The organism is Phormidesmis priestleyi ULC007, from assembly GCF_003003695.1.
GTDB lineage: Bacteria > Cyanobacteriota > Cyanobacteriia > Leptolyngbyales > Leptolyngbyaceae > Phormidesmis_A > Phormidesmis_A priestleyi_A.
In genome coordinates this window covers 1-25,095 of sequence record NZ_PVWG01000057.1, presented here as the reverse complement: position 1 = coordinate 25,095, position 25,095 = coordinate 1, and the positions used below count along the sequence as shown (strand labels likewise).

The following is a 25,095-nucleotide window of genomic DNA, read 5'->3' as shown; positions in this document are numbered from 1 at the left end:
TGAAATGTTTCTACGCCCTTTCTTTCAGACTTTGAGCTTTTTGGCAACCCCTTGTTGAGACTGGTGCAAGATCTGAGTTATTCAAGATTTTCATGTTGAAACTTTAAAGTTGCCTGGTCGCCTCTTGTATAGATTCTCAAACAGGTGCTATACCTATCGAGCACTGTGCAGCTAAATTGACTTCTTTTAATGCATCAGACTCTGTTGCATTGAGAAGAAATTCACCATCAATCTGAGAGAGTATTCACCATGAAAGCGTTGATTACAGGAGTGGCTGGGTTTATTGGGTATCATTTAGCACAGCGCCTTCTAGTAGAGGGAGTAGAGGTTTATGGAATTGATAATTTGAACGATTATTATCAGGTCACTCTGAAAAAAGATCGTTTAGCCCAATTGCAGGACAAACCTGGTTTTACATTTCAGTTTTTAGATTTGTGCGATCGTCAAGGCATCACAGAGCTTTTTCAATCTCATCGCTTTGAGTATGTCGTAAACTTGGCAGCCCAAGCTGGAGTGCGCTATTCCATCGAAAATCCTCACGCTTATGTGGATAGCAATATTGTAGGCTTCGTCAATTTGTTAGAAGCCTGCCGCCATAGCTCCATTCAACATCTGGTCTATGCCTCATCCAGTTCTGTTTATGGGGTCAACCCGAAAATTCCTTTTGCGGTGGGTGACAATGTAGATCACCCCATTTCACTCTATGCTGCCAGCAAAAAAGCGAACGAATTAATGGCTTACACCTACAGCCATCTATTTCATCTACCGACCACAGGTCTGCGATTTTTCACAGTGTATGGACCTTGGGGTCGCCCAGACATGGCTTATTTTAAGTTCACCCAAGCGATCGAGGCTGGCACCCCGATCGATGTCTACAACTTCGGTGATATGAAGCGTGACTTCACTTATATCGATGACATTATTGAAGGCATTGTCCGTCTTTTACCGCTGGCACCGCAACTAGAAGATGTTAACTCCCTCGAACAATCGACTCCCCAAGCTCCTTACAAGCTCTATAACATTGGTAACAACAACCCTGTTGCTTTGGTTCGATTCATTGAAGTCATTGAAGCAGAACTCGGCAAAAAAGCTCAGAAAAACTTTTTGCCGATGCAGCCCGGAGACGTTCCCATTACCTACGCTGATGTAGACGATTTAATGCGCGATGTAGGGTTTCAGCCGACGACTTCGATCGAAGAAGGAGTCGCTCGGTTTGTCCAGTGGTATCGATCGTATTACGGCTAGATCCGTCGGTGCAAGTCCTTTCTTCAGGTAATAAACTACGTAGTGGGTCAGTCCATGATGAGCCGCCTCCACCGTCTGCTGTTCCGATTGTTCCAGGCTAGAAAAACAGTCCTGTTCTCTCTTTTAGGACTGTTTCTGGTTCTGCTGCTGAGTCAAGTTGCTGAACAGCCTTTTGAGGGGCTGGCAGGTCGCAGCATCGGACTCCAGGAAATCAAAAGCCTACCAGCGTTTCCCGGAGCAGAGGGGTTTGGGGCAGCAACTATCGGGGGGCGAGGGGGGCGAGTCATTGAGGTGACTAACTTAAACGACAACGGTTCGGGTAGTTTGAGAGCAGCCATTGAAGCGCAGGGGCCACGAGTTGTTGTGTTTCGGGTGGGAGGAACCATTCTGCTGAATACAGGTCTAGCCATCAAGCATCCCTATATTACGATTGCAGGACAGACAGCTCCTGGCGGCGGCATTACCTTAAGAAATAATTCCAACAAAAAGGCACCCTTACACATCAATACGCATGATGCGGTCGTCCGCTATCTGCGATCGCGACCGGGCAGTAATCTCAATGAAACAGGAGATTTGGATGCTTTGACGATCGCGGGTGCCAAAGGGCAAGTCTATAACGTGATCGTGGATCACTGCTCGCTAAGCTGGGCAACCGATGAAGTGGCAAGTACTTTCTATGATGCCCACGACATTACAATTCAGTGGAGCATTCTTTCAGAAGGACTGGATTGTGCCACTCATATCGAGCAGGGACAACGGCAATGCCACAGCATGGGTTTGTTGTTAGGGTCAAACGGATCTAAAAACATTTCCATTCATCACAATTTGCTGGCGCATAACCGTCGCCGTAATCCTTTAGTGAAAAACTCTGGAGTCACTGATGTTGTTAATAATGTGGTCTATAACTCTGGCTTTGGAACAAAATCCTTCTCTCCCACAGAAGTATTAGGAACTTATGGGCGTGCCCAAGCCAATTATGTCAATAATTACTTCCAACCGGGTGTCGATACACGATCGGCAGATTGGTTTATTGACACGAAAGAACAACCTGTGGCAGTCTATGCAGAAGGCAATCAAGTTCCCAAAATGGTGGTTCAGCCAGATTCGCAGAAGTGGATGGTGCGCCGCCATCACCCTGCCCCAACTATTACTACAACTTCTGCTCAATCCGCCTATGAACAGGTTTTAATGCAGGCAGGTGACAATTGTGGTCTTAGCCCAACCGGTGCTTTTGTGACGACACGAGACACGATCGATGATCGCATTGTGACAGAGGTTAAGCAAAAGACGGGGCATATCATCAACGACCCCTCAGAAGTGGGTGGCTGGATTAAAGTAGCGGCTGGAACTCCGCCTTTGGATAGCGATCATGACGGTATGCCCGACGCGTTTGAAGCCCGTTCTGGCTTGAATCCAAAAGATCCAGCCGATGCCTCGACTGATCACAATGGGAATGGCTACACAAATATAGAAGAATTTTTGAATGAAACTTGTGCCTCTAAATCGCTGTAAAACTGAAGTTAGTCCACAGAGAAACGGATTTAGTGCCAAAGAATGCAATGCTGATGAACCCAGTCGGCATTATTACCTACTACTTACGTAAATTCTCGTAAAAAACACTGAACTTTTAACGATTGATGAAGGTTTGGTTAAGAAGAAGGACATTCCATCAATAGAATGATTCCTTTTTCGATAATTAATTTGCAGGGTTTAAGTTGAGCCTTGGACTCATCTGTAGACTGGGTTGAATTATCTGTACTAACACAACTAGAGTTTGTCATCGCCACCTGTAGACTGTCCTGCTACTGATCGTTCTGGCAATATTGCAACCCGTAGCAAAGTTAGGACATCTTTCAACACGGAACCCTCCATTGGTTGCCATCTTCTGCCTGTCACCTAAAATCTGTCATCTGCTATAGCAATCCTAAATGAATGGTGGGATGGGCATCTTGCCCGTACAGGCTGGAAACCTGTCCCACTTTCACAACTGAAATAGGATTGCTATATATCACTTTCATTCTCAATTCGATACTGATGTCGCTCTAAGGGTTTGGACTTTAGGGCAGGTTACTAAGAGGAATCATTAAAGTTCTGACTAGAGTTCAGCGATCGAAATTGCACATTTCAACCCTGTGCTTTCGGTGTTTCTCTGGTCTTTTGGTTGAAAAGATAATTCACTTCTTAAAGATTCAAAATCATGCCATTATCTTCACAGACGTTCACAACTGCCTCTTTGGTGCGGATTACAGATACATCCCAGTGGTCAACTGCAAGCCCTGATCCTGATGGGGTTACGTATAACCCCGACACTGGCATGCTGATGATCAGCGACAGTGAAGTGGAGGAAACAACAGGTGCTACCTTTACTGGGAAAAATGTTTATAACGTCAGCTTGTCGGGTGTGTTGCAGTCAACCTTAACCACCATCGGTTTCTCAAACGAACCAACCGGAATTTCCTATAACTCTATCAACAAGCACCTCTACTTTTCAGATGATGATAAGCTGAAGATTTGGGATGTGAATCCGGGTGCAGATGGAAAATTTAACACCTCGGACGACTCACGCACCTGGTTTGATGTTAGCTCCTTCAACGGTCCTCACACCGATGCAGAGGATGTGGTGTTTGACCCTAATCGAGGAACGCTGTTTATTATCGACGGTTTCAACACGGAAGTCTATGAAGTGACCACTACGGGCACTCTGCTAAATCATTTCGATACAGCTGTTTTTGGACTGAATGATCCAGAAGGAATCACTGTTGGACCGAACGGGAATCTGTTTATCGTAGGGAACCCATTTGGAATGGGTAATGAAGTCTTTCAGATTACGCCTACGGGATCTCTGGTAGGAACGATCGATATTTCTGCTGCCAACCCGTATAAACCTGCTGGTCTAACTTTTGCTCCTAGCAGTGATAATCTGAACGGCTACAGCCTCTACATCGTCGATCGCGGAGTGGATAACGTCGCGCCTACTTTATACGAAAACGACGGACGGCTGTACGAGTTTGCCTTTGCAACAACCTCTCCCCCCCCACCCGGCATACTTGCCTTCGGCACTCCGACGTTTAGCGTTAACGAAGACGGCACCGCAATCTCTAGTGTGCAAGTGACGCGGACTGGCGGCAGTAATGGTGCGGTCAGCGCGGTCGTCAACTTGACCAATGGCACTGCTACAGCCCCTGGTGATTACACCAACAGTCCGATTACGGTTAGCTTTGCCAATGGGGATAGCGCCACTAAAACCATTACGATTCCTATCATTAACGACCTTTTAGTGGAGTCTAACGAAACGATCAACCTGAGTTTAGGCAGTGCCACTAACGGTGCCACCATTGGCAGCCAAAACACCGCCGTGCTGACAATCATCGATAACGATGCTCCCGTCGGAACCCTGGCTTTCAGCACTCCGACGTTTAGCGTTAACGAAGACGGCACCGCAATCTCCAGTGTGCAAGTGACGCGGACTGGCGGCAGTAATGGTGCGGTCAGCGCGGTCGTCAACTTGACCAATGGCACTGCTACAGCCCCTGGTGATTACACCAACAGTCCGATTACGGTTAGCTTTGCCAATGGGGATAGCGCCACTAAAACCATTACGATTCCTATCATTAACGACCTTTTAGTGGAGTCTAACGAAACGATCAACCTGAGTTTAGGCAGTGCCACTAACGGTGCCACCATTGGCAGCCAAAACACCGCCGTGCTGACAATCATCGATAACGATGCTCCCGTCGGAACCCTGGCTTTCAGCACTCCGACGTTTAGCGTTAACGAAGACGGCACCGCAATCTCCAGTGTGCAAGTGACGCGGACTGGCGGCAGTAATGGTGCGGTCAGCGCGGTCGTCAACTTGACCAATGGCACTGCTACAGCCCCTGGTGATTACACCAACAGTCCGATTACGGTTAGCTTTGCCAATGGGGATAGCGCCACCAAAACCATTACGATTCCCATCATTAATGACTCCTTGGTGGAGTCTAACGAAACGATCAACCTGAGTTTAGGCAGTGCCACTAACGGTGCCATCATCGGTAGCCAAAACACCGCAGTGCTAACGATCGTTGATAACGATGTGGTGGCTCCGCAAGCCACCATCCACTACATCTCAACCGCCTCTAATGGAGCAACCTCCGGCAGTGGCACAGTCGGAGGGATATCCTTCAAGGATGAAGATATTCTGGCTTACAACGAGAGCACCAGCACCTGGAGTAAGTACTTCAAAGGTGCCAATGTCGGCTTGGGCGGAACTCCTAATGTGCGAGACTTTCACATCAATGCAGATGGCTCTATTTTGCTAAGTGTTAACCAAGATGTTACTTTACCCGGTGCAGGCACTGTGACGGGCGTAGACATCGTGAAGTTTACCCCGACTGCGATCGGAGAAGCCACCGCAGGCAGCTTCTCGTTGTACTTTAAGGGAGCCAATGTGGGTCTCGACACCACGGGTGAGGAACTAGACTCTCTTGCCATTGCGCCTGACGGACGGATCATTGTTAGCACCAAAGGCAGCTTTTCGGCCGGTGGATTGACTGCATCCAACAGAGATCTGCTTGCTTTTACCCCAACCAGTTTGGGCACGACTACAGCAGGCTCTTGGTCGCTTTACTTCAAAGGTTCAAATGTGGGGCTAGTGGATGCCACTGAAAATATAGATGCGGCCTGGGTTGATAACTCTGGCAAGATTGCCCTGAGCACCACGGGTGCTTACACCGTTCCTAGTGGCTCTACCAGCAGTTTGTCAGGAGTTGGCTCAGATGTCTTGTCGTTTACCCCAAGTAATCCAACCAGTCTGGGTGCTGCTACGAGTGGTGTCTTTGCCGCTTCCTGGAGCGCGGCGGGGAGTGGGCTACCGTCTACGATTGGGATTGATGGATACTCACGACGCTCTGTTTAAGCCAGCGATCGCAGTTAATTGATCAACGATGTTAAAGCCGCTTTTGAATCGAGATCGCCGTTAACCGCAGCAGGGGTAAATAAATCATAAATTAGGGCACTCACTCAGTAAATCTGGGAGTGCCCTAATAGTGACTCCCGTATGTTCACGTAGAAAAAACATGAAGTTTTTACAAACCGATGAATATTTGCAGGAAGACTCAGTACTTCTATGAGTTACGGTCATCTCATGCTTGATAATTCAGAATTGTTTCAAACTTTTTCTCAGTATTTGGTTTGAGAAAATCAGTAACTTCTTATAAGAGTTAAAACAATGGCAACCTCTAGTAATTCAAGCAGTGCATCACCTTTTGGCAGCGCCACCTTGGTGCGAGTTATCAATACGTCTCAATGGTCTCCCGCTAGCCCCGACCCTAGTGGAATTGTCTATATCAGCCATACCAACTCGCTGATGATTAGCGATGCTGAAGTCGAGGAAGGGCACCCAGTATTTGCCGGAAAGAATATCTTTAATGTCAATCTATCTGGCACGTTGCAGTCTACTCAAAGTGTTCTCTCCTTCACAAATGAACCAACCGGAATTGCTTATAACTCCGCAAACAAACACCTCTACATCTCGGATGACGATAAGCGGAAGATTTTTGATCTGAATCCGGGCGCGGACGGGTTATACAGAACGGCGGATGACACGGTTAGCTCGTTTAGTGTCAGTTCGTTCGGCTCTGTTGATCCAGAGGATGTGGCATTTTCCGCCACACTAGGGGATCTATTTGTCATGGATGGGGTCAATGCAGAAGTCTATCGGATCACCACTAGTGGCACCTTAATCAGCCACTTCGACACTGCTAGTTTGGGTGTCCGTGACCCGGAAGGAATTACGATCGGAGACAACGGGAATCTATACATTGTAGGAAATCCGGGAACGTCCTCCAATGCAGTATTTGAGATTACGCCCCTGGGAGTCGTGGTTCAACGCTTTGATATTTCCGCCGCTAACCCAGTCAAGCCAGCGGGGATAGCCTTTGCCCCCACCAGCAATAATTCGGCGGGTCGCAGTCTCTACATTGTCGATCGCGGCGTAGATAACAACGACAACCCGAACGAGAATGATGGTCGCTTGTACGAGTTTGCCCTTACATCAACCGTTCCTCCATCTTCTGCTGGCATACTCGCCTTCAGCACGCCGACGTTTAGCGTCAACGAAAACGGCACCGTAATCTCCAGTGTGCAAGTGACGCGGACTGGCGGCAGTAATGGTGCGGTCAGCGCGATCGTCAACTTGACCAATGGCACTGCTACAGCCCCTGGTGATTACACCAACAGTCCGATTGCGGTTAGCTTTGCCAATGGGGATAGCGCCACCAAAACCATTACGATTCCCATCATTAATGACTCCTTGGTGGAGTCTAACGAAACGATCAACCTGAGTTTAGGCAGTGCCACTAACGGTGCCATCATCGGTAGCCAAAACACCGCAGTGCTAACGATCGTCGATAACGATGCCGCGGCTCCATCAGCCATCATTGACTATATCTCGACTTCTAGCAGCGGCACTGTTGGCGGAGTGACTTTCGCCGACGAAGACATTTTGGCTTACAACGAAAACACCAGCACCTGGAGTAAATATTTCAAAGGCTCTAACGCGGGTCTGTCGAGTTCTAATGTGCGAGATTTCCACATTAATGCAGACGGTTCAATTTTATTTTCTTTGAATCAAGCCACAACGCTAGCTGGCATCGGCAGTGTAGATGACTCAGACATTATAAAGTTTAGCTTCACGTCCTCGACGACGACCGGAGAAGCCACGGCAGGCAGCTTCGAGCTGTACTTCAAAGGAGCCAATGTGGGTCTCGACAGCGATAGTGAAGACCTCGACTCGATCGCCATCGCCCCAGATGGACGGTTGATCGTAAGCACCAAAGGGAACTTTTCGGCAGGTGGGTTGATCGCGTCCAACAAAGATCTGCTTGCGTTTAGCCCCACAAGTTTAGGAGCGAGTACTGCGGGCAGTTGGTCATTGTATTTCAAAGGTTCAAATGTGGGGCTAACAGATGCCAGTGAAAATATCGATGCAGCGTGGGTCGATAGCTCTGGCAAAATCTCAATCAGTACGCAGGGAACGTACAGTGTTCCGAGTGGATCAACAAGCAGTTTGAGTGGTGGCGGGTCGGATCTACTCGTGTTCAGCCCAAGCAGCTTAGGGGCGAGTACGAGTGGGAGCTTTGCGGCATCATGGAATGCAACAAGTAGTGGGCTATCAGCCAACATCGGGGTCGATGGCTACTCTCGCCGATCCGTTTAAAAGAGTAGACGGTAAATCCCCTTTCTTCGCGACAGGGAGGGGATTTCGCAGCGATGACGAAGGTTCAACGGCTTCCACTCCACCTAAAAATCTAACCAAAACGACCGCTGATGTATTCCTGAGTTGCTTGTTGCTTCGGAAGGTTAAAGATGGTCTGGGTGTGATTGTATTCTACGAGGGTGCCATAGCGATCGCCCTTGGCAGTCGATTCAACATTGAAAAAAGCTGTATAGTCAGAGACTCTCGATGCCTGCTGCATATTGTGAGTCACAATCACGATCGTGAAGCGTTGCTTTAGCTCATGAATCAACTTCTCAATCCATAAAGCTGAAATCGGATCGAGAGCCGAACAAGGCTCGTCCATGAGAATCACGTCGGGTTCGACCGCGATCGTTCGCGCAATGCATAATCGTTGCTGCTGACCCCCCGATAAGGAAAGACCGCTTTGATGCAACTTGTCTTTGACTTCATTCCACAAGGCTGCACTCCGAAGAGACGTTTCAACTATCTGATCCAGATTGCCCGTGTAGCCATTCAGTCGTAGACCAAAAGCAACATTATCGAAAATTGATTTAGGAAAAGGGTTAGGTTTCTGAAAAACCATTCCAATCCGATGGCGCACTGCAACCGGATCAGTGTTGCGGGCGTATAAATCAACGCCTTGATAGGTCAGCTTGCCTTGTATACGAGCGTTTGGAATCAGGTCATTCAAACGATTGAAGCAGCGTAAAAGCGTACTTTTACCGCATCCCGAAGGACCAATGAATGCCGTGACTCGATGTTTTGGAATGTCTAAGCTAACGTCGCGAACTGCCAGTGTCTTGCCATAGTAGACATTGACATTTTTAGCTCGCAAAGCAGTTTCAGTAGCGGTGTCCGGGTAAAGGTCACTGATCATAAAAAATGATACGTATAGATAGTTAGTGAACAGCTAAATTAGTCATCCAATTCGCAACTTTCTCTGCATTATCTTTAATAGAACCTGCACTGTTAATGTCCAAAATAGGAACGCTAAACGCTTGAGCACAAGAAATAATATCCTGCAAGTAAGGCGTATATTGGGACAGCAGTAATTGGGCTGCTTCTGATGACATTTGATCGAAACGGCTCCTCTCCGTTGAACGGGTTTGAATCCGATCGAGGGCTGTTTCAATATCTGTGTTGAAGCGAACGATCGCGATCGATCTGTTATGAAACAAGGGAGCTAGTCCTTGTTTAATCTGTTCTGGTGCCGGAGGGCTACCTGTAATTCCAACAGACCAAGCTTCTTGAAGCAATCCCTGATCGAGCAAGATCAATGGATAGTTTTGATGACAGACAATCGCATCAATTCGTTTGACATTAGAGAAGATCTTTCCGGCTTTCACAAAGCTCTGCTTGTTAACCGGTTTAACGTGAGATGCAAGCGCCAGGGATTGAAGTAAAATTTGCCAGTGGTTCCAGGTTTCTGGAAACAGATTCAAGAGCTTTTGAAACCAATGAGTTTTTTGCCATTGCTGAAGAATCTCATCTCTTGCTACAAAGCAGATTCCTTCATCTCTTAAAAGCGAAACGACTTGATGGAATACGGTGGTTTTTCCAGCACCCGGTAACCCGACAAACTCAACTATCACAGGCGATCGATGCGGAGTCATAGGGTTTCCCACACTGCCTGTTTTGCTTTTAGTAAAACTTCGTCTAGAGGCTGTGTCGCATCAATATTGACCACGATCGTTTGAGCCGGAAACTCTAACGCTCGAATGGCATCTACTTTCTGACGGACTACTTCCGCCGGAGACTCAGGTTTTCGAGCTAAAGCAACCTCTGGTGTCACGTTTAGCTTGATCACCAGATCGGGAGGCATTTTTTCTGCCATGTGCTGGTAGTGGTCAAATTCCCACTGCCGAAGAGAGCGTGGAAACGTTGGAGAATGATTGCTTCCATTGCTGAGTAAAGGTCCATCGTTGAACCCAAGCACCTGACTTTGAGGGTAGCGATCCGAAATAATAATCATGCCTCGGTCACTAGCTTGGCGAGACTGCTTGAGTTTGTTCTCTTTCTCATAGACTAAGGTGATTGCCCATAGCAGCTTGACCAGATGCGCTAACTTAGACTTAGAGCTTGCCTTTCCTGGGGATGGATTCGCTTTGAGCGTTGCTAAATTAGCGGATCTCTTAGACCGCAATTTTGTCGATCGTGTCGCCCACACGAGTGGCATCCGAAACCAAGAGGCGGTTCCATCGCCACTTCCTAAGTAGACAGGCATCACATCCAGCTTCTTTGATAAGCCCTTGACGATCGCAGCCGTGATCGTAGACTTTCCCGATCCATCTGCACCTAAAACAGCAATCATGACTCCGCCCCCAACCGGAGTTCTGCGGGCAGGGACAGGCACCTGGAAATACTTTCTCAGAATTTGATAGAACAAGTTTTCGGATTCACGCTGCCACCGCAACCCCGTGGCGACTAAAGGGTGATAGCGCCGATAAGGTTGCAAGGCGACTTGAATCGGGTTGTTAAGACGCAAGATTTTCTTCAGCTTAGACTCACTGCCAATCACCTCTAGCACCAGATTGGTCGCTGCAATGCCCAATAATTTCTCACTGAGATGTCTGACTTTATCTAGATCAATTCTGTCTTTAAGCCAGCGAAATTCCCGAATGAAATCCCCTTTGAAGTAGTCGTGTTTTAGCCACCGCTGTAGGCGATCGCGGGTTCTCACCTTTAATGCCGCCCGCACGATTAGAATAATAATCTCAATGTTGGGTTCAGAGATATAGATATGATGCTCTGAGTCATAAATGCGGCTAGACAACACCAATTCATCCCAGGGCAGGTCATATCCTTTCAGGTTTTTCTCTCCCATTTCGAGCGTGTAATGCAAATGCAGATGAACTAGAATTCCTGTTTCTGGATCGATCGCTAAATAGTCCTCAATACCAACGTATCTACGGCAGGAAATGGCTTCAAAATACTTAAACCCAACCTCGCTCAAAACCTCTTCTAGATTTGCCTTTTGGCTCTTGTCCACCAACACATCTAGATCTGTTTTGCCCTCCACGGCGGCATCTACATGCTCATTGCTCTTCCAGTGGCAATAGCGAATATTCTGTTGCTCAAGTTGAGCGGTTAAGTCTCGGACGACTAAGAGAGGTGGCATACTAATCGAGTTTGTGAATGGTACAAATGCAGGCATGAACAATGTGAAATTTCCACATCTCTTATAGAATCGTCGGATGCCCTCAAATCGGACTCAAGACAGCTTCCCGGCTCTTCAAAGAAGCTATACGCTCTTGTTGTACTTCCTTAATAATCTGCCGACACTTTTCTAGATCCAAACGACTGAAGTCTGCGTTCAGTGGCTTCACTCCAAAAATAGTTTTCCCAATTTTATGGGTTGTTTCAAAGAGTCCCCATTCTATAATCTGGTTTAGGAGACGGTAGGTGATCACTGACTTAGCACCCCCTTGAGGATGCCGTTCGCTAATGGGCTTGTACTTCGCTTCATTAGCATAATCGTCTATCACGATCAGCCCTCCTGGTTGCAAAAGAGGGTAGAAGAGAAAAAAGTCTCTGTCTAGCCTTCCATCGGCATCGTGGATGAAAGCAGCAATTTCAGGAGACTTCACCAAGGCAGTCGCTTCTTTCCCGTTGTCAAACGTCAGCTCGTACGGAAAGAGAATGATTTGTTCGTGGACACCAAACTGCTCAAAATGGCTCTGAATTAATTTCAGGTTTTCATCATATCCACCTATATCTGTGCGAGTGCCGCCTTTGCATTTCTCAACCACAATTAACTTAGAGTGTTTTTTTGCCTCTTTCAAAGCCCAGGCGATCGCGATGCTTCCTGCACCTGTTGCACCACCCACCTCGATAATATCGAGATCGGGCAATTGATAATGAAGATTATAGATTTTTTTATAAACGAGCGGTAACAACATTCCGTTGGTTGATTTCCTCAGGTTGTAAAACCTGGGATTGATCAGCTTCTCGTAGAAGAGGTAAGCATTCTTGATCCCTGATTTAGCTAGATTGCTCATCTTAAACTTAACTCCTACGACAGCTTGTAGAGGACTCATTGTTGATATGGCTCACCCAAAATTTAGCCTAGAGCGAGTCTTCCACATGATTGAACATTTCCATTGAACTTTCAATCCGAGCGGGGGAGGTTTACTGAGTCTTAACCTAATCCACCAAATCTTAACCAGACGAACATCTTCGATCGCCGACCAGGTCGTAAAACTCCTAAAGTATTGCAAAGCTTCTTAACCTCTGCTGTGTAGCAAAAATCACGAATATTACTGACTTTTTATCAGGTCACCTCAGTATCTTCACGGGAAATACACACTAATTGAAGTGAAAACTATCATATTTTTACAAACTTCTACGTAATAAACCAGTGCTACCACTTATACTGAGTCTTAGTCGGGGGTTAACCAGTTGTTAAACAGTTTAAGAAATAGTTAGCGACTCTAGTCTGCGGCTTCTTTCTCACCCTGCTTAATATCCTCGATAAAACTGCCCAGCAAACTTGCAGATTTGAGCAAGATTGTTGTTTTGACTTCAGCTTTATCTGCAATGGAAGGCTAAACCTAACCTGCTGAGTTCAAGCGCTATAGCCCATTTGCTACAGGGCATTGAATTTGAATTAACTTACGCCAAATGCATCAGCACTGTGAGTAGTAAAGGATTTTCTGAGCTAGATCCCGTGTTTTACATTGTTCATTTTTAAGTTCATTTACCTGCCGGAGATAGTATATGCTTGGACTCTCACGCTTTGGTTCTGAAACCTTATCTACTAGACAGAACACGCTCGATCGCCGTGGCAAAGAGGTGAATTCTCATGGAACCGAGCAAGAGGGTGTTGTAAGAAAAGTTGTCATTTATCTCGACGCTCTTCAGGGATATGGAGCAGATAAAACCCTGATTAAAATCTCTAACGGTCTCGCTGAACGGGGCATTCAGGTTATTCTGATTTTAGCCAAACAGCCCAACCAAGTTCCTCAGAATCTTCATCCCACTATCCAACTATTGCACCTGCACAGCTCTAGAATCAATGTCATCAAAAACATTGTGGGTTTAGCTCGTTACCTGAGCATTCATCAACCCGATATTTTGTTCTCCTCAATTCACTTTAACAATGTAACGGCTGCATTGGGGTCAGGCTTGGCATGGCTATGGTCAGGTCTCCAGACCAAGTTAGTAGTCCGACAGGCAAATACGCTCCATTACCAGTTCAAGCGTTACCCCTTCCCAGTGGGTTTAGTCTTAGGGTTTTGCACGAGACTAACCTATAAGCGAGCTGATTTAATCATCAGTCAAAGTGCCGGGATGAGCCGAGATGTAACGGGCTTCATGAAAGCCGATCCTCGAAAAGTGAGTCTGATTCATAACCCTACAGTCACTCCCGACATCTTTGAGAAGGCACAACAGCCTACTCATCATGACTGGTTTGAGCAAAAAACAGCTCCGATCATTCTGGCAGCAGGACGGCTCAAGCCACAGAAGCACTTTACGGTTCTAATTGAGGCGTTTGCAAAGGTTAAACGGCAGTTCCCCGACGCTAGATTAGTCATTCTCGGTGAAGGCCCTCAACGGCAGGAGCTTGAGAGACTAATCAGAAAACTGGAAATTGCGGACTCGGTTGATCTACCGGGATTTCAAAAGAACGCTTATGCTTTTCTGTCAATGGCAGATGTCTTCGTCTTGAGTTCTGAATACGAAGGATTACCCAATATCTTAATTGAGGCGCTGGCATTAGGGAAAAAGATTGTTGCCACTAATTGTGACAGTGGTCCTGCCGAAATTCTGAAATATGGGCAATATGGCAGGTTGGTGCCCGTCGGAGACCCCATCCAGATGGCAGAGGCGATCCAACTCGCTCTTGAAGAGCCGTTTGCCTGTTTAAGAGAACCGCAAGCAACTAAAAACTTCAATCAGGACTCGCAAGTCGAGAAATATATTGAAGCCTTTACTCGCATTCATCTGAAACAATCGCAAGGCTCTATTAAGCAGGCTTCTAAGTCTGCAACAAGCTTCTCTAAAGTCTATCAGAAGTCTTAATGAACTTCTACTTAACAGGCTCGCTGTTGAGTAGGTTGTTATTGTTGAACACTCTCGTCATTCAAATCCCTAGTTTATGCGCCAGCCTACCCTCACTATTTTCTATCAATTCAATCCCTGGAATCCTTCCATTGGTGGAATTCAAACCTGTATTCGGTCTGTCATCAAGTATGCTCCTAAAGAATTCCAAATTCGCCTGGTAGGGACAGGTGGCAATGATTCTGCAAAGCAAATTGGTCGGTGGCAAGACGTTGAGTTATACGGCAGAGAATTTCAGTTTATGCCGCTAATCCAAGTGCAAAATGACAATGTGCGTGGGGTCGTTCCCACCACGTTGAAGTACACGCAGGCGCTCTTGGGACGTGATTTTTCCTCTGATTTTTTACAGTTTCATCGAATAGAACCCACGTTGGTATCATCTCGTCTGTCTGGCACCAAGATCTTTTACATTCACAATGATATAGAGCAGGCAGTCAAAGGAGCGAGTAAGGAGGGCGGGATTTTCTGGCGACATTTTCCCTGGGCTTACTTTGCGCTGGAGCGCCATTTGGTGAGTCGATTCGATCGCATCTTATCTTGCAACACCAAAGCTGCCGATTCATATCGGCACCGCTATCCTGATGTTGCAGACCGGGTTTCCTATTTACCCAATACCGTCGATAGTGACTTGTTTTATCCTCTGTCTTTAGATGAGCAACAGATGAAGAGACAGGAGTTGGCAACCAAACTGGGGCTTGCCAAAGACACGCAATTTATTCTGTTTGCGGGTCGAATCCATCCTCAAAAACAGCCGTTGCTTCTGATTCGTTCGTTTGCTGCTCTAAATGAACCACAGGCTCACCTATTAATTGTGGGGCAGGGCGAGCTAGAGGAAGATGTGCGCGCTGAAATTGCCCAGCTAGGATTGTCGAATCGAGTGACGCTGATGCCACCTCTACAGCAGTCGCAACTTGCAGACCTGTATCGGGTCTCTAACATCTTTGTGTTAACGAGCGCTTATGAAGGGCTATGTCGGGGAAGTATTGAAGCGCTTGCCTGTGGAACGCCTGTGGTCACCACACGAGCGGGCGAAACTCCCAACTTTTTAACGAGTGATAGCGGCATTGTGTGTGATGACCAAACCCCCGGTGCGATCGCTGATGCCTGGAGACGAGTGTTAAAACACCCAGCAGATTATCCGTCTCAAGCCTGCATCCGAGTCGTCAAGCCTTATGCGGCTCACCATATTGTTCACAATATCTATAGTGAACTCCTAGAACGTTGGCAGTCTAGCCAGCACCAGTCACTTGAACCCTGCCTGTAGTTCTGGTAGATCCAGCTACTTAGAGTTGAGCCGCTAGATTGACCAGAACCTGTAGTTGCCCCGATTTAATCTACGAACTCCTTTGGTGTCACTTAGGAAAGGCTAGAGGAACGCACCATCTCTCCTATTCTGCATCGCCTTTTTTCTTTAGCCTTGCCTAAAGTAGGACTACCCAAAACATTTCAACTTAAATCGTGATTGCTGTGGCGATACTACTCATTCTGATAGCTGCGTTTTACTTGTTTGTTGTGGCCTTTCTAGCAGATTTCTGGCTAGCATTTTTTAAGCGAGATTCTCAGCTATCGAGGTCAGAGAAACGATCAGGGCTAGTGATCATAACGATCGCAGCAATGCTATGGATCTTTGTGATTCCCTTTGCTTATTTAGAACTGCTAGCAAAGCGCAAAAAACTTAAGCGAGATCGAGAGATCACCTCTTATTTCAGTGATCCTCGTTCAGGCTTTTTTAAATGACTACTCTCCTTTTAATATCGTTCAGCTACCAAAAGAGTTAAGGCATCTATGATTACCTCAAAATCTAAGCTCTCCTTGTCCTCCAACTTAATGTCAATTAGCCCGTTTGAGGGTCTTAATGACCAGCAGGCACACGCTTCAGTGACTAGTAAAACTAAGCGTCTGATTGATATTGTGGGTGCGTTAGTGGGGTTACTGATTACAGCAGGGGTAGCAATTCCAATTGCGATCGTGATCCAACTCGATAATTTCGGTCCAATACTTTACAGCCAAACCCGCTGCGGCTTAAACGGCAAAACCTTCCGCATCTGGAAGTTTAGGTCGATGGTAGCGAGTGCCGATCGGTTGCAACATTTAGTGCATAATCAGGCGAAGGGCAACATCTTCAAGAATGCAAATGATCCTCGTGTTACTCGCGTTGGGCGCTTCCTGCGTCGCACGAGCTTGGATGAATTGCCACAATTTTGGAATGTGTTGAAAGGCGATATGAGCCTCGTTGGCACTCGTCCTCCCACCGTGGATGAAGTTATGAAGTATGAGCGGCACCACTTCAGTCGATTGCTGGTCAAACCTGGAATTACAGGCGAGTGGCAGGCAAATGGACGGTCCAGAGTAGAAGATTTTGAAGAGATTGTCAAAATGGATCTGGTCTACCAAACAAAGTGGTCGATTGCCTATGACCTGACGCTGATTCTAAAAACGATTCAAGCGGTTCTCGATCGCAAGGGAGCTTACTGAGAGCTTGCAAAAGAGTAGGCTTAGAAGCTGGCTATATATTTTGCCTTGAAAATATAAATTTATTTCTTGACGTTCCCAAGTTGGGTCAACTTATTAAAGAATTGACAAAACTAGTCTCAATGTGAAACGAACGTAAAATCTAGAGGTAAGATCTCAGGTTAAGGGAGCAATACAAGTAGGTTAAGAAAGCAATATAAACAACTGAGGACTGTAAAGCGCACAAGCTTATTTTGTCTAGAAGATTAGCCCATTGAGGAAGTTACCCTGATTAAATTAAGATTAGGAAAAACACGGTTGACCCTCAGAAAATATTCGACAAGTTGCATCTCCAACAAGTCCTTAAGAGGCTGATAGCGTCTGAGAACGCTCAATGCGATCCTCTGCTATTCAATCTTAAAGATTCACTCATGACTCAGTGCATTACCCTTCTATCTCTTCCCCTAGTCAATCTGTTACCGCCTCGAATACACGGTATTAGCAAGCACGTTAATGGCTAAAGCTCCTTTTTCGCTATCCCCTCTGCCCACTCTAAAGCGACATTCCTTCGTTGCTTTATCAACATTTGTATCTGTTGCTGTTGGGGCAACAGCACTTAGTTTTGCTATCTTACCTCGACAGTATGAGACATCAGCAAAACTGATTGTTGGGGAGAAAGATGTGGGTATTTCAACGCTGGGTCAAGCATTAACTGAAATCAATACCCAAGCACCTGGAAAGGCGGCAGATCCAGTCGCCACTCAAGCAGAACTGATGCAGTCTCAACAAGTGCTTGAGAGTGCCCTTTCAGCCTTTCAGCAAGAAAGCAAAATACCGAAGGAGCAACTCCCTGATATCGTGTCCCTGCGTCAGGCGCTTAAGGTCGATATTGTTCCTGGAACGAATATTTTGCAAGTGAGCTACACAGCTCCAGATCCAAAAATTGCAGCCGGACTTCTCAATGAGATCACCGCGTCGATGGTGGCGGAAAACAGTCGGCAGATTCGTTCCCAAGCAGCTACTCTGCGGGCATTTTTAGAACGTAGGCTTCCTCAGCAAGAAGCTAAACTGAGAGAAAGCGAAGCGGCTGAAAGTCAGTATCGCCAAACCTATGGTATTGTCTCCTTCGACACTCAAGCTCAGAGTATGGTGAACAGTTTAGCGGCTCTTGAGGACGAAGCGCGAAAACTGAGTGCCCAGTTGCAAGAAGATACTACAAAAGTTGGCTTACTGCAAAAAGTAACAGGCGCTAATAATCTTCCAACGGCTTACGCATCTGTTCGCTTGGGGCAAAACGAAACCCTCAAAGAGCTACAGAAGCAACTCACTAACTTGGACGTTGCGATCGTCGATACTCGTTCTCGCTTGGGTGATCAGCATCCTGACCTTCTAGCCTTGCTGCAAAAGCGAGACGAACTCCGCGCCCTTTATGGTCAGCAAATCTCACAGGCAACCCCTGGCGGAACGGCTGCTTCTTATGGCAATGCCGCGTCTAATCCGTTAAGCCAAGATTTAATGTCCCGCTATATTGCCAGCGAAGTCGATCGCGCAGCTTTAGTCAACAGACTGAGAGTGGTGCAGTCTGAACTGAATCCTCTGCGATCGCGCATCAACCAGCTTCCCGGATATCAACGACCCCTGATTGAACTTGCCCGCCAACAACAAAACGCCCAAGATGCTCTCAAGCTAATGAGCGGCAAACTAGAGGAAGCACGGATTGCGGAAGGACAACTTCTCAGCAACGTCCGCGTTGTGGAACAGGCTAGTGTTCCTGTTGATCCTTCTAGCCCCAAAACTCTGCCCATTCTGGCAATCAGTATTGTCTCCGGACTGATTATGGCAGGTGGAGTCGTGTTGCTCCTAGAACTCATGGTTTCCACCATCCGAAACCCAGCGGAAGCGGAAGCCGTGCTGGGTCTCGCTGTCCTGGGTGTATTACCTAAACTCACTCCTCCAACCAACAACTTGGTAGATCTAGAGCGTTTTTTAGACAACTCCAATCAGGTGGAACCTTACCGGAAGTTCCTCAAAGTCTTAGAATCTTCGAGTGAACAAAAACCCCAAGTCTTTGTCTTTAGCAGCGCTACCGTTGGAGATGGAAAGTCAGCCGTTGTTCTTCACTTAGCGGCTGTGGCAGCTATGCTGTCGCGGCGCACGTTAATTATCGATGCAGACTTACGCCATCCCCTACAACACCGTCTGCTCAACCTGGCTGCTTCTCCTGGGTTGGCAGAGGTAATAAATGACAATCTTTCTTTCTTGGAGGCTGTCCAAGCCACCTCTGTTCCTAATCTATCCGTGTTACCTTGTGGTCAATCTCTGCAACGCCCCTCGGCGCTGATTGAGACAGCAGCTATGGCGAGGCTCTTAGAAAAAGCTGCCAATCACTACGACTGCGTTATTGTTGACACCTCACCATTAAGTATTTGTGCAGATGCCGAAACCTTAAGCCAAGCAGCTAACGGACTTGTCTTAGTCGTTCAACCGAACTCCAGTAAGAGAGATCTAGCTTTGCAGACAATTTCGGATTTACGAAAAGCTGGGGTGTCTCTACTGGGGCTAGTCATGAACGAAACTGTACTTCCCGATAGAAACGAACTCTCTGGACACTCCTCAGCATCTGGCTATGTGCAGTCACCGTTACCTCTGCGTTCCATTTCCAGTTCTACTCAGCGGGGGGGCTAAACCTGTTGTCCTCCCTTCGTGAAAGTACGGTTCATGTTCCACACTTCCGCTGCCCTAATAGCCTCTAGAACGGATTTATGAAATCTGCCAAGTTATTTTGCTCAACTGTTTTGACGCTCACCTGTACTTTGGGACTGGCAGGACAGCTTAAACCTGTGTTAGCGCAAGACAGCAACCCCCAGGTTGCAAATCAAGTAGCCGACCCACTCAAGCCTGAAGATCGAATTCGGCTGACAGTGGCAGGGTTTCCCGATCTCTCAGGGGAACAGTTCATTGCCGCAGATAACACCATCCTACTTCCCCTGGTTGGCTCACTCAAGATTGGAGGTTTAACTCCAGCTCAAGCTACAAACCAATTGACTCAAGCATTATTACCCTATGTCCGCCGCCCGCAAGTAGGTTTAGCGGTTGTCAAACGAAGTCCGATGCTGATCAGCATTACAGGAGAGGTCGTTCAGCCAGGACCTCGTTTACTATCTTCCACCGATGTCCGTTCGGCATCTTCCTCCACCGAGACTGAGACGAGTACTCCCATTACCCTGAGTCGAGCCTTACTTATAGCAGGGGGAATTAAACCGAACGCCGATCTACGCAATATCGTCATTCGGCGGTCTGTTCCAGTCGATCTTGTCCATAGAAAAGATCTCGTCAGTGTAAACAAAGCAGAATCAAACAAGACCGATCTGAAAGTGGATTTGTGGCAGTCCGTCAAAAGCGGAGATTTAGCCTTTGACGTAAGAATCTATAACGGTGACGAAATTATTGTTCCGACGGCTCCGTCTAACAGTGCCAATCAACAGATGCTCCTTGCTTCAACGGTTGCCCCTACCCTAGTTGCTGTGCAAGTGACCGGCGAAGTCCAAAATCCCAAGCAGATTGAAATTAAGCCTACCGCTGGAGTCAGTGAAGCCGTTGCAGCAGCAGGCGGATTTACCAGGGATGCTAGCACAGACAAAATTTCCCTGATTCGGACGTTGCCAGACGGACGGGTTGAAAGCCGCACCTACGCCTTTGGCAAGACATCTGAACCTTTGATGAACGGCGATTTGATTGTGGTGAATCGATCGAGAAAAGGAGCTTTGGGGACTACCTTTGACTTTCTGGGTCGATTGGTCAGCCCAGTTTTCCCCATTCTGCGAATTCTTACCAATGTAGGACTCTAATAAGTAATGGCAACCGATAGAGGCTGGAGTCATCTTTCTCGTCCTACCGTTTGGGTTGGTGCTGTAGGAATTTTGCTTGGTATCGTGGTGGGTGTTCTGTCAAACGCCCAACCTCTTTCTCTGGTTTTAATCGTTGCTGCCATTGCGGCCAGCATTTTTTTGTTTATCTTTTTCAGAAACTTCGAGCAAGTTGTCTTGGGATTGCTGATTCTACGCAGTGCGCTGGATCCCTTCTCGGCTCAACAGGTTCCCTCTGTATTTGCAGTGGGTGTAAACCTCTTAATCTTGCTTTATATTATTAAGCTCTTGTTATCAAGACAAAAGATACAGACCGATGGATTCTGGTGGTTCATCGCTGGCTGGTTTGGACTTCAGCTATTGTGGGTTATCCTACTTCCTTTGGGCGGTTTGGGCCTGAGTGCTTCCCATGTTGGGGGGTGGCTGGTTGGTTTACGGGAGTGGATTCGAGGCTTTTCGTGGGTGATGTTTTACCTAATGGTCATGCAGCTTAAAGACCGAGTGCATCCAGAAAAAGTGGTTTCTGCTCTGTTCTTAAGCCTGATCATTCCCTTAACCGGTGCTGCGCTGCAAGTCATTGTTCCGCCTTCCAAACTGCCTAAGTTTCTGGTGTTTGAGAGAGGCTACTCAATTGAAGCAGGATCTCGGATCAACGGGACTTTAGGGCACCCAAACGTCTTTGCTATATTTTGCGTGTTTTTTATTGCTTTAGTGCTTTGGAAATTAGGACAAGCAAAAAATCGTTTACCTTGGCTGATTCTGATTGGTGCGCTTGCCTTTTTCTTAGTGAGCACTAAATCGCTGACCGGATTGCTCATGATTGTTGTGTTCATTCCGGCTTTCCTGGCTCCCAAACTGAATGTGGTCAACCTGATCGGTGGCATTTTTCTGTTTGGGGTGATCATTGTTTTATTTGTTAGTTCCCCACTAGGGCACGAGCGTCTGCAATCTTTGTATGCAACACCGCTCCTCAATCCAGATATCAGTGTGTCGCGCGCAATCTTTTTGCAGTTTTTTGACGGTAATAGTTTCAATTGGCGCGTTGCCCAGTGGACTTTTTTGCTGGAGGTATGGCAGCGATCTCCCATCTTCGGGTACGGATTAGATACCAGCAGGTTTTTGACGATCCAAGAAAGTTATGCTCACAATGACTACGTGCGGTTTATAGCGGAACAGGGCATTGTTGGTTTCAGTCTATTTCTGATTCTCCTGATCGCTCAATTTGCCCGTCTAACTCAGTTGTGCCGCATGGCTCCACCTGGGTCATCGAAACGAAATCTCTGTTTTACCATGATGGCTTTTCTGACTGCCATGTTAGCGGGCATGCTGACAGACAATCTCTGGAACCACACGACCACCTTCTTTTACTGGTGGACTGTCATGGCAGTTTTAGGGTGGGACTGGGAACGGTTTCCAGAGTCAGAAGTTGAGGCGCAGGGGAAACTGCCCTTTAGCACTATCAATCGTTATCCTACACAGACGTAAGCTTAAAGATATGCCTGCTAATGAAGGTCTCAAAGGGAAAGTTCTGCGTGGGGGAGTCTCCTTAGCCATTCGACAAATAGTCATTGCGGCACTTTCGCTGGTCAATATCCTCGTGATCGCTCGAATGTTAGGACCGGGACTCTACGGCGTGGTTACGATTGTCTTGAGTATTCTTAATTTTTTGACCCTCACCTGCCGATTAGGATTGCATGTCTATTTGGTACGCGCACCCGACTTGGATGAAGATACACCCAATCAGGTTCAGGCATTCTACAATACGCTTGGCATCGTCTTTTGTGGGGTGCTATTTGGACTCGCCCCTGTGATCGCTTGGTGGGCAGGAGACAGTGATACTACCCGTCATCAAATCACCCTTGCTTTTTGGCTAGTCTTGCCCGCCATCTGGCTAGACATGATTTGCCGGGTGCCCACGAGTATGTTGGAGCGGGAACTGAAATTTAGTCAGGTGGGATTGCTGGAAACGCTCTCACGAGTCGTCATGTATTTTTCGGGCATCCCCCTGGTAGTTTTTGGAGGAAAAGACTGGGGATATTTAGGACCCATTATTGGAACGGTCTTAGGCTATGTCGTTCAGACTAGCCTTGCCTACTACTACTATCCTATCCCTTGGCGTTGGCGCTGGCAGTGGAAGGCAGTTAAACCAGCCTTTAATTATGGGCTAGCCTATGCAGGCTCTGATTGGATTATGAACCTCCGACGCTTGCGGCTACCTCTCTTGGTCAGCCGTTTGGGAGGAGTAGATATGGTCGGTTACATCAGTATTGCGATTCGGTTGGCAGACCAATTGTCTATTTTGCGCCTTGTTGTGCGGCGGCTGTCGATTAGTGTGATGGCAAAACTGCTCGACAAGCCCGAAAAAGTCCGGAGTGCCATTAGTCGGGGGATGTCGTATCAAGCACTCTTGATCGGACCCCTCTGTGCTGTCTTTGCGTGCAGTTCTGCCTGGCTAATTCCTCTGATGTTTGGGCACAGCGAAAAATGGCTGATCAGTGCCAAAATCTTTCCCTTTATTGCCTTGGGCACTCTTGTGGGTGGCATTTTTGAATTGCATGCCTCCACTCTTTATGTCACAGGGCATAATGGCGAGGTAGCTCAACGCAATGCCTGGTATGTGGGCATTCTCTGGGCAGCAACCTTGATTTTGCTGCCGTCGATGGGGCTGTGGGGCTATGGGTTGTCAGAAGTGATTGCTCTGCCGTCTTTCTATCTGATTCATCGCTCGATCGCGAAAATGTTTGGTTCGCCTGATTATCGGGAAGCGTTTTGGATTACCCTAGCTTCGACGGTTGCTATGTTTGCTGGAGCTTTCCTTCCCCAAATGCAGGCGATCGCGATATTCATTGTTAGCTATGCGATCGCTTTGGTCTTTTGTCCAAGCATTCTTCGCATCCCCTTGGATATTTTGGCAGCTCGGCGATCAAAAGATCAGAAAAAGGCTGTTGTCGATTGATATGCTATTAACCCGCCAATGGTGGTTGTGTCGCAAAAATGATAAGGTGGGGAAGCTCAATTTTCTCTAGCCTCATCCTAAATAGCATTCCCATCCCTGTTTAAGTGGAGACACTTTCTGCCCGAAATCATTGTATTGAATGTGCGGTGGTACTGTCGCTACGCTCTGAGCTACCGGAATTTAGAGGAGATGATGGCGGAACGAGGGGTCGAGGTGGATCCTTCGACGATCCATCGGTGGGTGTTGAGCTACGCGCCAGAATTGGACAAACGAGTTCAGACCGCATCTGAACCAGACCAACGACTCGTGGCGGGTGGATGAGACGTATACTCTACTCGGCTAAGAATGGGACTTTTGTGAAGGACTGAAACTTCCAAGTCATCAAGGTTTCGAGTTGTTTCTTTTTGGTAATGTGTGCCCGATCAATTAGAGTTGAAATCGCCGTTTTGAAGGAGGAGAAATCAGCATAGTGTTTGGAGTACAAACATTCTTTGCGGACAAATCGCCATAACCGTTCGATCAAATTCAAGTGAGGTGAATAGGAGGGTAAGTACATTAGGGTTATCCCCAATTCATCTGCCAACTTAAAGACCACCGCACACTTTTGATATCGAGCATTATCCCAGACTAAAGGGATGGGCATCCCCAAAGCTAACTCTGAGAGTTTTCGCAGCAGTTGGCAAACACTCTCAGCATTGATGTAACTCTCGTTCGTGACCGTGATGAGCTCTAGCGTCACGGCATTGAGTGCCCCCAAGACATTAAACCGCTTGCGTCCTGATGGAGACTGGATGAACAATCGGGTAAAGCACCAGAGGTAGCCTAAAAAAGTCGTGTGGACAAAATGAGCAGCATCGACAAAAAAACGGCTTGTTCTCCAGCTTTTGCAGATGCCAGTAGCGGTTCTAAAATTTCCTCTCGAAACGTTTCTTGTTCGGTGATCTTCTCAAGATCACCATTTCTACCAGGAACAAATCCGACTTTGCGACGGTTCATCCCGATGCGGTTGAGAAAGGCGCTGACTTAATTGGGACTGCGGTGAATTCCGGTGATTTCGTGAATCTTCGCTTGAGCCTCTTTGATGGTTTGCGGTGGGTTAGCTCTAAAGTAGGTTTCCACACTCGCGATGTGTTGACTTAAATCGCTGGGTTGCCCCTGATAATCTAAACGTTTGAGCCGCTCAATCCCACCCGCTAGATACTGCCTGAGATAGACCGTTAGCTCCTAAGAAACACACTCCGGGAGAGCAGGTTTAGCAACGAGGTCAAATCCAAGCGCCATCGCCTTTTTCTTGAGGT

At 47.2% G+C, this 25,095-nt stretch carries 17 protein-coding genes and 2 pseudogenes; 13 read left to right on the top strand and 6 right to left on the bottom strand.

Annotation, left to right across the window (positions count from 1 at the left end; all coding sequences use genetic code 11):
• Positions 1–249: 249 nt before the first annotated feature.
• The 4 genes from C7B65_RS24105 to C7B65_RS24090 all read left to right on the top strand — a co-directional run bounded on the left by C7B65_RS24105 (position 250) and on the right by C7B65_RS24090 (position 8,443).
• Complete coding sequence (locus tag C7B65_RS24105) at positions 250–1,245, top strand: NAD-dependent epimerase (RefSeq protein WP_073075018.1); 996 nt, start codon at positions 250–252, stop codon at positions 1,243–1,245.
• Positions 1,246–1,299: 54 nt separating this feature from the next.
• Positions 1,300–2,757: a pectate lyase family protein gene (locus C7B65_RS24100; RefSeq protein WP_073075019.1), complete on the top strand. Its 1,458-nt coding sequence runs from the start codon at positions 1,300–1,302 to the stop codon at positions 2,755–2,757.
• A gap of 685 nt (positions 2,758–3,442) precedes the next feature.
• Positions 3,443–6,142, top strand: a complete 2,700-nt coding sequence (locus tag C7B65_RS24095; protein ID WP_106254176.1) for a Calx-beta domain-containing protein — start codon at positions 3,443–3,445, stop codon at positions 6,140–6,142.
• Between the two features lie 312 nt (positions 6,143–6,454).
• Positions 6,455–8,443 (top strand): Calx-beta domain-containing protein, encoded by a 1,989-nt coding sequence (locus tag C7B65_RS24090; RefSeq protein ID WP_073075021.1) that lies wholly within the window; start codon positions 6,455–6,457, stop codon positions 8,441–8,443.
• Positions 8,444–8,534: 91 nt separating this feature from the next.
• On the opposite strand, the gene pstB is transcribed toward C7B65_RS24090, so the two are convergent.
• Genes pstB through C7B65_RS24070 form a run of 4 tightly spaced genes read right to left on the bottom strand, consistent with a single transcriptional unit; the run spans position 8,535 to position 12,501 of the window.
• Complete coding sequence (gene pstB / locus C7B65_RS24085) at positions 8,535–9,341, bottom strand: phosphate ABC transporter ATP-binding protein PstB (protein WP_073075022.1); 807 nt, start codon at positions 9,339–9,341, stop codon at positions 8,535–8,537.
• 22 nt (positions 9,342–9,363) lie between these two features.
• Complete coding sequence (locus C7B65_RS24080; RefSeq protein WP_073075023.1) at positions 9,364–10,077, bottom strand: AAA family ATPase; 714 nt, start codon at positions 10,075–10,077, stop codon at positions 9,364–9,366.
• Entirely contained in the window at positions 10,074–11,618 is a 1,545-nt protein-coding gene (locus C7B65_RS24075; protein ID WP_143162115.1) for a nucleoside/nucleotide kinase family protein, read from the bottom strand. The genes C7B65_RS24080 and C7B65_RS24075 overlap by 4 nt, the downstream gene beginning before the upstream one ends.
• A 46-nt stretch (positions 11,619–11,664) precedes the next feature.
• The gene (locus C7B65_RS24070) at positions 11,665–12,501 is read right to left on the bottom strand and encodes a class I SAM-dependent methyltransferase (RefSeq protein ID WP_073075025.1); all 837 of its coding nucleotides are present in this window, start codon (positions 12,499–12,501) and stop codon (positions 11,665–11,667) included.
• A gap of 679 nt (positions 12,502–13,180) precedes the next feature.
• Here C7B65_RS24070 and C7B65_RS24065 point away from each other — a divergent pair.
• The 9 genes and pseudogenes from C7B65_RS24065 to C7B65_RS24025 all read left to right on the top strand — a co-directional run.
• A complete protein-coding gene (locus C7B65_RS24065; protein WP_073075026.1) occupies positions 13,181–14,485 on the top strand; it encodes a glycosyltransferase in 1,305 nt (434 codons plus the stop codon).
• Positions 14,486–14,561: 76 nt separating this feature from the next.
• Positions 14,562–15,788 (top strand): glycosyltransferase family 4 protein, encoded by a 1,227-nt coding sequence (locus C7B65_RS24060; protein ID WP_073075027.1) that lies wholly within the window; start codon positions 14,562–14,564, stop codon positions 15,786–15,788.
• Between the two features lie 203 nt (positions 15,789–15,991).
• Entirely contained in the window at positions 15,992–16,261 is a 270-nt protein-coding gene (locus C7B65_RS28130) for a hypothetical protein (RefSeq protein ID WP_143162116.1), read from the top strand.
• A 141-nt stretch (positions 16,262–16,402) separates the two neighbouring features.
• Positions 16,403–16,999, top strand: a complete 597-nt coding sequence (locus C7B65_RS24050; protein ID WP_244913282.1) for a sugar transferase — start codon at positions 16,403–16,405, stop codon at positions 16,997–16,999.
• Between the two features lie 657 nt (positions 17,000–17,656).
• The gene (locus C7B65_RS24045) at positions 17,657–19,660 is read left to right on the top strand and encodes a GumC family protein (protein WP_181314492.1); all 2,004 of its coding nucleotides are present in this window, start codon (positions 17,657–17,659) and stop codon (positions 19,658–19,660) included.
• A 77-nt stretch (positions 19,661–19,737) separates the two neighbouring features.
• Positions 19,738–20,823, top strand: a complete 1,086-nt coding sequence (locus C7B65_RS24040; RefSeq protein ID WP_073075031.1) for an SLBB domain-containing protein — start codon at positions 19,738–19,740, stop codon at positions 20,821–20,823.
• A 6-nt stretch (positions 20,824–20,829) separates the two neighbouring features.
• The gene (locus tag C7B65_RS24035; protein WP_073075032.1) at positions 20,830–22,326 is read left to right on the top strand and encodes an O-antigen ligase family protein; all 1,497 of its coding nucleotides are present in this window, start codon (positions 20,830–20,832) and stop codon (positions 22,324–22,326) included.
• Positions 22,327–22,336: 10 nt separating this feature from the next.
• The gene (locus tag C7B65_RS24030; protein WP_073075033.1) at positions 22,337–23,797 is read left to right on the top strand and encodes an oligosaccharide flippase family protein; all 1,461 of its coding nucleotides are present in this window, start codon (positions 22,337–22,339) and stop codon (positions 23,795–23,797) included.
• An 81-nt stretch (positions 23,798–23,878) separates the two neighbouring features.
• Positions 23,879–24,125, top strand: a pseudogene (locus C7B65_RS24025) (IS6 family transposase); the annotation flags it as partial.
• Positions 24,126–24,128: 3 nt separating this feature from the next.
• On the opposite strand, the pseudogene C7B65_RS29725 reads toward C7B65_RS24025, so the two are convergent.
• Positions 24,129–24,662 (bottom strand): annotated as a pseudogene (locus tag C7B65_RS29725) (IS630 family transposase); the annotation flags it as partial.
• On the bottom strand, positions 24,620–24,793 hold the full coding sequence (locus tag C7B65_RS29720) for a hypothetical protein (protein WP_181314491.1): 174 nt from the start codon (positions 24,791–24,793) through the stop codon (positions 24,620–24,622). The pseudogene C7B65_RS29725 and the gene C7B65_RS29720, both read right to left, overlap by 43 nt.
• Positions 24,794–25,095 lie beyond the last annotated feature (302 nt).